The sequence below is a fragment of the Rhodothermales bacterium genome, from assembly GCA_040221055.1.
Classification (GTDB): Bacteria; Bacteroidota; Rhodothermia; order Rhodothermales; family UBA10348; genus 1-14-0-65-60-17.
Map to the genome: position 1 here is coordinate 48160 of JAVJVN010000012.1, position 11574 is coordinate 59733.

General features: G+C 61.1%; 8 protein-coding genes. 3 read left to right on the top strand and 5 right to left on the bottom strand.

All coding sequences use genetic code 11. The features are described 5' to 3' along the window. Positions 1-20: 20 nt before the first annotated feature. Genes RIE53_05980 through RIE53_05990 form a run of 3 tightly spaced genes read left to right on the top strand, consistent with a single transcriptional unit; the run spans position 21 to position 2577 of the window. A complete protein-coding gene (locus RIE53_05980; protein ID MEQ9104228.1) occupies positions 21-596 on the top strand; it encodes a class I SAM-dependent methyltransferase in 576 nt (191 codons plus the stop codon). A gap of 5 nt (positions 597-601) precedes the next feature. After that, complete coding sequence (locus RIE53_05985) at positions 602-1375, top strand: NRDE family protein (GenBank protein ID MEQ9104229.1); 774 nt, start codon at positions 602-604, stop codon at positions 1373-1375. After that, the gene (locus RIE53_05990; GenBank protein ID MEQ9104230.1) at positions 1357-2577 is read left to right on the top strand and encodes an alpha/beta fold hydrolase; all 1221 of its coding nucleotides are present in this window, start codon (positions 1357-1359) and stop codon (positions 2575-2577) included. The genes RIE53_05985 and RIE53_05990 overlap by 19 nt, the downstream gene beginning before the upstream one ends. Before the next feature lies 1 nt (position 2578). Here the strand turns inward: RIE53_05990 and RIE53_05995 are convergent, their stop codons facing one another. The 5 genes from RIE53_05995 to RIE53_06015 all read right to left on the bottom strand — a co-directional run bounded on the left by RIE53_05995 (position 2579) and on the right by RIE53_06015 (position 11569). Next, positions 2579-3628, bottom strand: coding sequence for a dipeptide epimerase (locus tag RIE53_05995; protein ID MEQ9104231.1), 1050 nt, complete (start codon positions 3626-3628; stop codon positions 2579-2581). Next, a complete protein-coding gene (locus tag RIE53_06000) occupies positions 3625-4596 on the bottom strand; it encodes a hypothetical protein (protein MEQ9104232.1) in 972 nt (323 codons plus the stop codon). The genes RIE53_05995 and RIE53_06000 overlap by 4 nt, the downstream gene beginning before the upstream one ends. Before the next feature lie 45 nt (positions 4597-4641). Further along, positions 4642-6204 carry a Do family serine endopeptidase gene (locus RIE53_06005; protein MEQ9104233.1) on the bottom strand — a complete coding sequence of 521 codons (1563 nt, stop codon included), beginning with the start codon at positions 6202-6204 and terminating at the stop codon, positions 4642-4644. Positions 6205-6300: 96 nt separating this feature from the next. Further along, complete coding sequence (murC, locus tag RIE53_06010) at positions 6301-7770, bottom strand: UDP-N-acetylmuramate--L-alanine ligase (protein MEQ9104234.1); 1470 nt, start codon at positions 7768-7770, stop codon at positions 6301-6303. A 10-nt stretch (positions 7771-7780) separates the two neighbouring features. Beyond that, positions 7781-11569 (bottom strand): efflux RND transporter permease subunit, encoded by a 3789-nt coding sequence (locus RIE53_06015; GenBank protein MEQ9104235.1) that lies wholly within the window; start codon positions 11567-11569, stop codon positions 7781-7783. Positions 11570-11574 lie beyond the last annotated feature (5 nt).

Consider the following 11574-nt stretch of genomic DNA (forward strand, 5'->3'; position numbering starts at 1 on the left):
AAAGATACGATCGCATCCGGATGAGGATTACGAACATCGTACATACAATGGTCCGGGAGGTCATCCGGCCGGGAGATCGGGTGGTCGATGCGACCTGCGGTAACGGGCACGACTCGGAATTCCTGGCCGCGAAAGTGGGTCCGGAAGGCCATGTATGGAGCCTGGATGTCCAGGATGCGGCGGTGCAGGCCACCCGGATGCGGCTGTCGACAGCCGGCCTGGCTGTACAGAGTACCGTCGTGCAGGCAGATCATGCCAGTCTGGCGACGGTGGTGCCCGCGGCTTGGAAGGGTACGGTCTCCGCGGTCCTGTTCAACCTGGGGTATTTGCCCGGGGCCGATCGGGGTATTCGCACACGCCCCGGATCGACGATTGCGGCCCTCGGGGATGCGTTGGATCTCTTGCGGCAGGACGGCATGGTTTCGGTCGTGGTGTATCCCGGACACGAAGGCGGGGCGGACGAATCCCATGCCGTCCGTGGGTACGTATCCGCACTGGATCCGAAACAATTCGGGGTCTGGAGGTACGAATCCATGAACGGACCTCCGACCGTACCTTGGCTTGCGATCATCCGCCGATCGCGCCACCATCCTTGATGCCCATGTGCCTGATCCTGTTTTCCTGGAAAGAGACGCCCGGTCATGACCTCGTGCTGCTGGCGAATCGGGATGAATTCCTGGCCCGTCCGACGCGCCAGGCCGACTTCTGGGAGGATCATCCGGATATCCTGGGTGGACGCGATCTGGAGGAGGGTGGCTCGTGGCTGGCGGTGGGGACCAACCGGCGCATGGCGGCCGTGACGAATGTCCGGGAGCCCGGTCGAACGGTCCGGGACCCGATTTCACGCGGGCATCTGGTGACGGCGTTCCTGACTTCGATGGATTCAGCCCGGCATTTTGCGAGGGCGACCCGCGATCAGGGTGACCGGTACAATGGATTCAACCTCCTTCTGTATGACGGCAAGGAGTTGGTGTTCGTGTCGAACAGATCAACGGAGAATGTGCGCGTGCTTCCGCCCGGTCTGTATGGGTTGAGCAATGCCGATCTGGACACGCCCTGGCCCAAGGTGGAATCGGGCAAGGAGGATCTGGAGCGGGTCCTGTCGGGGAATCCCGGATGGTCCCTGACAGATTTGATGCCGATACTCATGGATACGACAAAGGCGCCCGATGCCGACCTGCCACGTACCGGCGTTCCCCTGGAATGGGAACGCATCCTTTCGGCACGATGCATCCGTTCACCCGAGTACGCGACGCGGTCATCCTCCATTGTCCTGGTGACGACCGATGGCGGCGTCACGTTCCGCGAAAGAACGCATCAACCGAACCCTCACGACGTCACGTTCGAACTCATACCATGCCAACAACGACCGTAACTTTCAATAACGCACGTGGCCAGGAATTGGCTGCCAAGTTCGACACCCCGGCCGACGGCCGTGCGCGTGCATATGCCCTCTTTGCCCATTGCTTCACGTGTACCAAGGACCTGAAGGCAGTGGGTCACCTGACACGTGCCATGACCCGGGCAGGCTACGCGGTCCTGCGGTTTGATTTCACCGGGCTCGGTCAGAGCAGCGGAGCGTTCGAGGATACCGATTTCGGGACGAACCTGGAGGATCTTGAGGCGGCTGCCGCATGGTTGGCGTCGAACCATGCGCCGCCGCGACTGCTCGTGGGGCACTCCCTGGGTGGGGCGGCGGTCCTGCACGTGGCAGAACGACTGCCGGATGTCAAGGCGGTGGCCACGATCGGCGCCCCCTTCGATCCGGCGCACGTCCGGTCCCTGTTCAGCAACAAGGAGGCCGATATCCGGAAGGACGGAGCCGCGACCGTGTCCATCGGTGGTCGGCCGTTCACCATCCGGAATTCGTTCCTGGAAGATCTTGAAGCCCGGGATCCGGGGGCAGTGGTTCGGGGATTGGATCGTGCGCTGCTGGTCATGCACGCTCCGACCGACGGGATTGTAGGCATAGACAATGCAGCCCGGATTTACAGCGCCGCGCGGCATCCGAAGAGCTTCGTATCCCTGGACACCGCCGATCACCTGCTTTCCACGGAAGCCGATGCCGTCTACGCCGGGCAGGTGCTGTCGGCATGGTCCGCGAGGTACGTGGACAAGGAGGAGCCCGTCGAGGATGCCAAACACCATGGACACCACATCATGGCCTCGCTCGACCGGTCCCACTACCGGACCGAGATCGTGGCGAGCGGGCACGTGTTGGTTGCGGACGAACCGGAGTCCCTGGGCGGAACCAATGAAGGCCCCAGTCCCTACGATCTCGTGTCGGCCGGTCTGGCCGCGTGTACGGCCATCACCCTGCGAATGTATGCCGACCGGAAAGAATGGCCCATGGAGCAGGTCCAGGTGGAGGTCGTGCACGAAAAAATGCATGCCGAAGACTGCGACTGCGGCCGCGATGCCAGCATGGGACGGATTGACGTGATGGACCGGAAAATCCACCTCCACGGAGACCTTTCGGACGAACAACGGCAGCGGTTGCTGGAAATTGCCAACAAGTGTCCGGTGCACCGATCGCTGGATGAAGGAAAGGTAGCCGTCCGGTCGCGGTTGGTCTGAGTCAGGAGGAGGGCGTGGTCGTGGGTCGGACGCCCAGGCCGGGCCGGTCGGGCAAGCCTATCCGGCCGGCATCGAAGGACAGGCCCTCGTAGGGGTCCTGCGCCACGTGCATGGGGCCGTCCAGATCCAACCAGTCGAACAACGGTGCAATGTGGGCCGCGGCGGTGAGTGCGATGGAGCTCTCGATCATGCAGCCCAACATGAGGCGCAGGTCGAGTGCCCTTGCCAAGGCCACGAGGTCCAGTGCCGGTCGGATGCCCCCGCACTTGGCGAGTTTGATGTTGATGCCATCCACGGCTCCGGCCAACTCAATAACGGAATCCGCATCCTGTACCGATTCGTCCGCCACCAGCGGCGTGGACCGGTCCGGCATGATGCGGCGCAGCAGGTGCCAGTCGTCAATCGGTTGAGCGGCAATGGGTTGTTCCACGAACTCAAGGGCGCAGTCCGCCAGTTTCGGAATAATGCGCGCAGCATCGGGAAGGGACCAGCCCGCGTTCACATCCACACACAACCGCCCTCGATACTGTTCACGGGTGCGGCGGACAATGGCCTCATCGAAATCCACATTGCCCGATCCAATCTTCAATTTCAGGAACGGGAAGTGGCGTACGGCATCCAGTTGCCGGTCCAGATCGTCCAGGTCCTCCGGGATGGGCAGGGCATAGGAACTGGGTTGCATGTGTTGCACATCCAGCCCGAAAAGGTGGTAAAGGGGCGCCTGGAGGGCGGTGCCCCATGCGTCATGGACGGCCATGTCCACGGCCGCCCGAGCCGGGGAAGGGCCGGCAGGAAGGTGGTCCAGGAAGGCCCGGGGCTCGTGCACCTTGAATGATGACCAGTCCAGGTGGTCCGCATAGTCGATGATATCTTCCATGCGGTGGGGATAGTAGGGGGGCAGGGCGGCTTCACCAAGGAAGGGTCCCATCCCGTCCACGGTCAGTTCGAACACGGCGTTCGTGCGCTCGGTGCTGGCTCCGTGGGAAATCCGGAACACGTGCTTCAATCCGAGGACGAGCGGGCGGACGCTGAGTTTCGGGGATTCGTTCATGATGGGACGTCGATGGCCACATATCGGGGAAGCGCTGTCGCGGGGGCGTCACTGCCGGAAATGGGCATGAGCCGGTCCGCAAGGCCACGCGCCAGGGTCTCGGGATCGGTCATGGAGGAAGGAAGCATCCGGTTGGATCCGCCACGGGATATCGGCCAGCCTGCGCTGGTCCAGGCGAAGTTCCGGGACACGGCGGCCATGTGGAGCTGGTGCTCATCAATATCCACGGCGGGCGTTCCGGCGTGCCAGCCTGGTTCATTCACGGACATGTCCCGCGTGAAACGGATACCCTGCTCGGCCAGCAAGGCGGCAGCGGCCTTGAAAAGAAGGGGGTCGTGCGATGCCCAAGCGGGAATTCGTCCGGAGGCCCGGAGCTCCACCACGTCCGGATGGACCACGGGACAGGCCGATGCGCCGGCGGAAAGAACGGCCCTGCACGGTCCGGACAAGGGAAGCGTGAACGCCAACCCGCGGATATCGGTCGGATCCGGTACGTTGCCGAGGTCGGCCCGGAAGACCACGCGGTCGGCATTCGGAAGGACCTGTTCCAGCCGTCCACTGATATCGAGCAGATTCCAGGTCACAAGGGGAGCCGTAATCCGCTCTATTCCGGCGTCGTGTGCCGCGTCATTCAAGGTGTGGACGAGAACGGACCATGACCCGGCAGGGTGACCGGAGAGCAACAGGGCGCTGTGCCGCAACCGGAGCTCAACGGCAGGAGCGGCGTGTCCGCGTCGCGACGCCGTGGCATCGGCCGTCCGGTGGACGGCCGATGCCACGCGCCTCACTTTGTCATAGAGCCGGCTCCGCAGGGTAGGAAGCAGTCGACTCGTACAGTCGGCGACGGACACGTACGCCATTACCCGCTCCGGCCGTATGGAGAGGACGCCTCGTTCCAAGGCCTCCTCGGCTCGGGCACCGGCCTCGTCGATCAGCAATTCCAGAAGTCGTGTAGAAGGGTCGGACACGTTGGCTGTGCTTGGAATGGGGCGCAGGCCAACATACCAAATCCGCTACGGCTTCGTAAGTGCCGTGAAAAACTTCTGCAGGACCACGCCGCCACTTCCGTCATTCACCGGTCGAAGGGCCTGGACCATGAACGACTCCCCGGAGTCGAGGCGACCATACACCCGGCGGAAATCATCGACCGATGCGATCGGCTTCCTGTCCACTTCCACGATGATGTCCCGCTGGCGGAGTTCCGCCTCACGGAACGCCTTGCTGTTCTGGTCGATGCGTGCAATCACGGCGCCTTCCACATCGGCATTGCCTATGGCCTGCCTGAATTCGGGCGTCACCGATTGCAATTGCAGCCCCAGGAGTTCTTCATTGGCATCGTCCCGCCTGGAATCCGGCTGCCGTTCCGCGGGGAGCGCTCCCACAAGGTCGAATTCCGCCCGGTTCGCAAGTTCAACGGACATCTTCCGGAGATCCCCATCGCGGGAAATCTGCAACTCCACCTTGTCACCGGGGCGCATGTTGGCGATGGTGGTCCGGAGCTCGTTGAAGTCCCGGAGTTCGACACCCTGCACGGCCACAATGATGTCACCCGGCTGCAGGCCGGCGGCCTCTGCCGGCGTACCGGGGGTCACGGCCGTCACCTGGGCCGCTCCGCGGGGCACACCCTGAAGACGGGCAAGCGTCTCGGGCACATTCGAGAAATTGACGCCCAGGAAACCACGCTCAACCGTGCCAGAGTCAATGAGTTGCGAGGTCACATTCCGGACGACATCCACCGGAATGGAGAACGCAATGCCCTGGTTGCCCCCGGAGCGGGAGTAAATGGCCGAGTTAATGCCGACCAATTCGCCGCGCAAGTTGACGAGTGGGCCTCCGGAGTTCCCCGGGTTGATGGCCGCGTCGGTCTGGATGAATGCAGAGAACGTATTCAGTCCCGTCAGCTGTTGACTGGTTCGCCGCAGGGCGCTGATGATGCCGCTGGTCACGGTATTGCCCAGCTCTTCGGAGAGGGGAGACCCGAAGGCCATGACCCACTGACCGATCTTGACGTCCTCGATCCGGCCCAGCGATACGCTGGGGAACGTTCGTTCCGCGCCACGAACCTGCAACACGGCCAAATCGGTGCTCGGATCCGTTCCCAGTACCTCTGCTTCGTAGAAGGATCCATCGTAGAGCATGACTTCCAGGTCATCCGCGTCCTGGATGACGTGATTGTTGGTCACCAGGATGCCCGAGTCGCGGATGAACACGCCGGATCCCAGCGCATTCGTCCGGAAAACCTGGGGCTGCTGGTTCATGCCGGGCTGATTGAAGTACTGTTCGAACGGCAATCCCTGGAAAGGATTCACGGCCTGGCGTTCAACGATCCGTTCGGAGCGGATCTGAACCACCGTCGGGTTGACCCGTTCGGCAACGGCCACAAAGGCATCGTCAATGGACAGATTATCGGCAATTCGGGTATCGCCCGAACCGGCAGGGGCCTCGGTGGCAAGCGACGTGAGGGCTGCCCGGTCACCGGCATCGAACCAGTTTGCCGAGGCGGTCGTGAACAGTATTCCGGCCACAAAGGCTGCGGCCAACAGGCTGCCGACAGACAGCGTGCGTCGTACAGTCATGGTGCGTCTTGTTCTGTGTGACAAAAGGTCAGGTAATGAACGGTTGGAACCGTTGCATTCGTATACCTGAACAGTCAAACAAAAACCACGCCGAATTCAGGCCGACTTCAGGGCGTCCAGCAATCGTTTGTGGATCCCGCCGAAGCTGCCGTTCGACATGATGAGTGCGACGTCTCCGGGCTTCAGATAGCGGATGAGCATGGGAAGGATGGCATCGGCATCGGATCCCTTGAACGCATCTATGCCCTCTGCCCGGATGGCGGCGAGGACCGCATCGATGTCCATGAAATTGGACGGATCATCGTTGTGCCGGAACGGTGGGGTACTCAGGAATACCGCGTGGGCATCGGAGAACGCTTCCGTATATCCGGCTTCAAAAACTTTGCGGCGGCTTGAATTGGACCGGGGCTCGAATACGGCCACAATCCGTCGGGCGGACCAGCGCTCGCGAGCGGCCTGGATGGTGGCCCGAACAGCCGTGGGATGGTGGGCGAAATCATCCACCACCACGATGTTCTGTTCCACACCGACCACCTGCTGACGCCGCTGGATGCCACTGAAGGTCCTGAAGCCCACATCCGCCTGTTCGGGGGTCAAGCCTTCCTCCAGCACGACACACAGCACAGCGAGCGCGTTCATGAGATTGTGTCGACCACTCATGCCCAGGTTCATGCGGCCCAACGGACGTCCGTCCACGATCGGCACGAAGCTTTGCCCATTCTCATCGGTGCGGATATCCGTCGCCGTGACATCCACGGATGGCGAGACCAGTCCATAGGTCCGGATGCGGGACCGGGCATGGTTGGCCAAGCGTGCCACTTCCGGTTCGTCGCCGTTCAGGACGAGCACCCCGTCCGCAGGGACAATGGCGGCAAATTCCTGGAAGGCTTCGCGGTAGGCATCCATCGAGGCATAGATGTCCGCATGATCGAACTCGACGGAGGTGACAATGGCCGATTCGGGGCGGTAGTGGAGGAATTTGGGTCGTTTGTCGAAATATGCCGAGTCGTACTCGTCACCTTCGATCACGAAATGCGGCCCGGAACCGACGGCATAGGATATCCCGCCGTTGTTCATGACGCCACCCACCAGGAAGCCGGGATCCAGCCGGTTCTCACGCAGGACATGCGCGAGCAGGCTGGTGGTTGTCGTTTTTCCGTGGGTACCCGCTATCACCAGGGATCGCCGATCCCGGATGAAGTAATGGGCAACCGCTTCCGGGAGGGATAACTGTGGAAGGTGTCGTTCCCGCGCCGCCGCTGCTTCCACATGGGTGGGTGTACAGGCGTTACCCACGACCACCACGTCGGGAGGTGGGGTGAGGTGGTCCGGATCGAATCCCTCGTGTACCGGGATACCCATGGCCGCCAGCCGCGTGCTCATGGGTGGATAGACCGATGCATCCGCACCGGACACCGTCATGCCGGCCTCCTGGAACAGCCCGGCGAGGGCACCCATTCCGGTACCACAGATACCGATGAGATACGCAGATTCCGGATGGTCCGGAGGCGGCGGACGATCGAAAATCCGGAGGTGGGCGTCGGGGTAGTCTTCGAGGCGTTTCATGCGAGGAGCATCACTCGCTGCCGACAGGCTTCAGTGCAGTGGACAGGCGAGCGGCAACGGAGTCGAATACGGAATACATGACCGGAACAATGACCAACGTAAGGAAGGTAGCGAACGTCAACCCACTGATGATGGCGGTACCCATGGGACCCCAGAACTGCGTGTTTTCCGATCCGAACTGCAAGGCCGGATCGAGGTTCACCAACAATCCGACGAAGTCGATGTTGATGCCGAATGTGAGGGGAATGAGACCGAGAACCGTGGTCATGGCGGTCAACAATACCGGACGAAGACGGGTGGCCCCGGCCTCGACGATGGCCTGCTGTTTTGCCATGCCGCGCTTCCGGAGTTGCATGGCATAGTCGACCAGAACAATGTTGTTGTTCACCACGATGCCGGCCAGTGAGATTACGCCAATGAACGTCATGAGACCGAACGGCGTACGCGTCAGGATGAGGCCGAGCATGACGCCGATGAGGCTGAAGCCCACGGCAACCATGATGATGAACGGAGCGGCCACCTGGTTGAACTGTGCAACCATGATCATGAAGACCAGGGAGACGCCCACCAGAAGGACCACAGACAGGAATCCGAAGCTCTCCTGCTGCTCTTCGTTCTCACCGGTGTACGCCATGGAATATTCCGGTGGCATTTCGGCTTCGTATTCCGCCAGCAGGGTCTGCACCTGCTGCAGGATGGCCTGACCGTTGAATCCCGGAGCGGCTTCACCGGTGACCGTGGCCACCCGCTGGAGGTCCAGGCGCGTGATGGCTCCCAGTCCACCGCTCATCCGGATGTCCGCCACCGCAACAAGCGGGACCTGGACCCCTTCCTCGAAAACGGTCAGGGACTGCAGGTTCTCGATGGCACTGCGATCTTCTTCCCGGAGACGGACCACGATATCATAATCGTTCTCGCCGTCCCGGTATTTTCCGGCCTCGACCCCGTTGATGGCGGCGCGCACCTGCGATGCGATCATCCGGGTGTTCAACGAGAATCGGGCTGCCCGTTCGCGGTCGATTTCAACACGGACTTCGGGCCGACCCTCATTCAGGTTGTCCTTCACATCCACGAGGCCGGGAATGGATCCGGATTCACTCGCCTCCTGAAGCCGCTGCCGGACATCCCGGGTTATCCGGCCAATGACCTCGAAATCGGGTCCCGTGATTTCAATGTTCACGGGTGCACCGGTGGGCGGGCCGTCCTGATTCTTGTCGATGGTGATTTCCGTGCCCGGAATGCCCTGCAGTTCGTTGCGGATACGGTCCAGCGTATCGAAACTGTCCTCCGGGCGATCCTTGTAGTCCACAAGATTCATGGTAATCCGGGATCGCTCGGGACTGGCGGCCCCACCTCCGAATGCCGCGTCCGAACTCACGCCCACATTGACCAGCATGTTCTTGACGTTGTCTCCCGAAGGCTTATGGGAGGCCAGAAGCGATTCGACGCGGTTTCGCGCCTCTTCGGCCACCCGGTTCGATGCCTCCAGGTTCATTCCAAGCGGACCTTCAACGGTTACCTGGATCTGGGACGGGGACGTGTTCGGGAAGAACTCCACGCCGGTGGGAGCCAGGACGAACATGAAGACGATGATGACCAGTGTGCCGATTGAACCATTCAACAGTCGGGCCCGGTTGTCCGTCAGGATGAACCGCTCACGCTGCACGAACAAGTGTCCCAACAAGCCACCGATCACGACGAGGACCGGGAACATGACCAGTTCCACGATGGTGGCCAGGGCCACTTCCTTTTCCGAGAGACTCATGAGTCCAAGGACGGAAAGAGAGACGATTGCAAAGCCGAGACCGAACCGGACACTACCCATCCGACCCAGGATTACGCTCTCGGCCGTATGTACGAGCACGCCCAACAAGCCTGCGATCAACAGCAACCCTCCCGGCATCAGGAAAACGGATGCCGCCGTGGTACCGAGCGGGCCCGACGCGATGCCGCCAAGGAGCAACAGCACGAATCCGAGGGTGAAGCTTCCAAGCGAAAACGAGTTGCGCAGGAGGGCCCGGGGTGCGGAATAGTCGCGTACCAGCATCCACGTCAGGAAATTGCGGTATATATCCACCAAGGCCGGAAGCCGGGTCTTGACGAAGTTGTCCCCGATCTTCTTGAAGATCCGTACATGCAGGACGTAGACCAGCGGCGCACCGACGCCAAGCACGAGCAACGTCTTCCAATTGGTGGCGGCCAACAGAATGGCCAGGAAGACGACAATGCCGAGTGTCAGGCGCTTCGCCAGCGGGGGACGTTCAGGTGCCGCTTCGCCATCCAGTCGGATGAAGATGCCCGTGAAGACCGGATTGATGATGAGGGCCACGAACAGGGAGCAGACCAGCGCGATAATAAGCGTCAACGGCATATAGGACATGAACTCCCCGATGATGCCCGGCCAGAACAGCATGGGAACGAAGACGGCAACGGTGGTCGCAGTGGACGCCACCACGGCACCGGCCACTTCCTTCGTGCCCAGCCGCGCCGCCTCGAATTTGGAGTGGCCCTCCTCGCGGAAGCGATAGATGTTCTCTACGATGACGATGGCATTGTCCACCAGCATACCCAGGGCAATGATCATCGAGAACAGGATCACGAAATTCAATGTGTAGCCCAGCACCTGCAATACGGAGAACGTAAGCAGCATGGAAAGGGGGATGGCAATGCCCACCAGAACAGCATTCCGGACGCCCAGGAAGAACAGGAGTACCACGACGACGAAGATCAGACCACTGATGATGTTGTTCTCCAGGTCGGTGATCAGGTCGCGGACGTCCTCGGACTGGTCACCGGTGACAATCACCTCGGTCCCGCTCGGGAACGTGAATCCGTCCAGGATTGTGCGCACGGCATCGACCGTTTCCAGGATGTTCTCCCCGGACCGCTTCTTGACGTTCAGACTGATGACCGGCTGCATGGCTTGCCGCTCTTCGGAATACTGCGTGAGGGATCCGTCCTCGTTCTGGACCTGCCGGATGGACAGACGGGAATAGGAGGTCCGCTTCTGGAAGCCGAAGTCCACCGTGGCCACGTCCCGGACGAAAATGGGCTGGCCACCCGGTGCCTTGATGACGATGTCTGAAATACCGGCGGGATCCTGGTAGACGCCGTCCACCCGGACCAGGTAGTTCACGTCGTCAACATCAATGGAGCCACCCGGGAGATTGATGTTCTCGTTCGAAATGGCCGTAACCAGGTCGTTGAACGTCAGATTGTAACCCTGAAGACGATTCAGGTCCACATCAATCTTGACTTCGCGCTCAAGGGCGCCAAGGACATCCACTTCAAGCACGCTCGGAATGGACTCCAGGTCGTCTTCGAGCTGTTCCGCGACTTCCTTCAACCGGGTCAGGGAATAGGGAGCGGCCAGGTTGACCGTCATGATCGGAAATTGCGAGAAGTCGATTTCCGATACGACAGGCTCTTCAACATCGCTCGGCAGTTCGCTCCGCGCCACGTCCACCTTGTCCCGGACCTTCGAGTATGCATCGTCAATCGATACGTCCGGTTCGAATTCGATGACGATCGTGGAAACCCCTTCGGTGGAGGTCGATCGGATATCCTTGATCCCCGTCACGTTCTGCACTTCCTTTTCGATGTGCTGGGTGATAAGGGATTCCACGTCATCCGGCGACGCTCCCGGGTAGACGGTCGTGACGACGATCTGGGGGATTTCGATGGAAGGAGACGACTCCTTGGGAATGGAAACGTAGCTGAACAGACCGCCAATGGTCAGCACAGCGGTCAGCACGAGGATGGACGTGCGATACGTGATGGCGGTGTCGGTAAGGCGCATTCCGG

What these genes read in the sequence shown, in the direction of transcription:
- murC (MEQ9104234.1), bottom strand. Translation starts at nt 7,770, where the DNA reads ATGAAACGCCTCGAAGACTACCCCGACGCCCACCTCCGGATTTTCGAT.
- RIE53_05985 (MEQ9104229.1), top strand. Translation starts at nt 602, where the DNA reads ATGTGCCTGATCCTGTTTTCCTGGAAAGAGACGCCCGGTCATGACCTC.
- RIE53_05980 (MEQ9104228.1), top strand. Translation starts at nt 21, where the DNA reads ATGAGGATTACGAACATCGTACATACAATGGTCCGGGAGGTCATCCGG.
- RIE53_06015 (MEQ9104235.1), bottom strand. Translation starts at nt 11,569, where the DNA reads ATGCGCCTTACCGACACCGCCATCACGTATCGCACGTCCATCCTCGTG.
- RIE53_05995 (MEQ9104231.1), bottom strand. Translation starts at nt 3,628, where the DNA reads ATGAACGAATCCCCGAAACTCAGCGTCCGCCCGCTCGTCCTCGGATTG.
- RIE53_05990 (MEQ9104230.1), top strand. Translation starts at nt 1,357, where the DNA reads ATGCCAACAACGACCGTAACTTTCAATAACGCACGTGGCCAGGAATTG.
- RIE53_06005 (MEQ9104233.1), bottom strand. Translation starts at nt 6,204, where the DNA reads ATGACTGTACGACGCACGCTGTCTGTCGGCAGCCTGTTGGCCGCAGCC.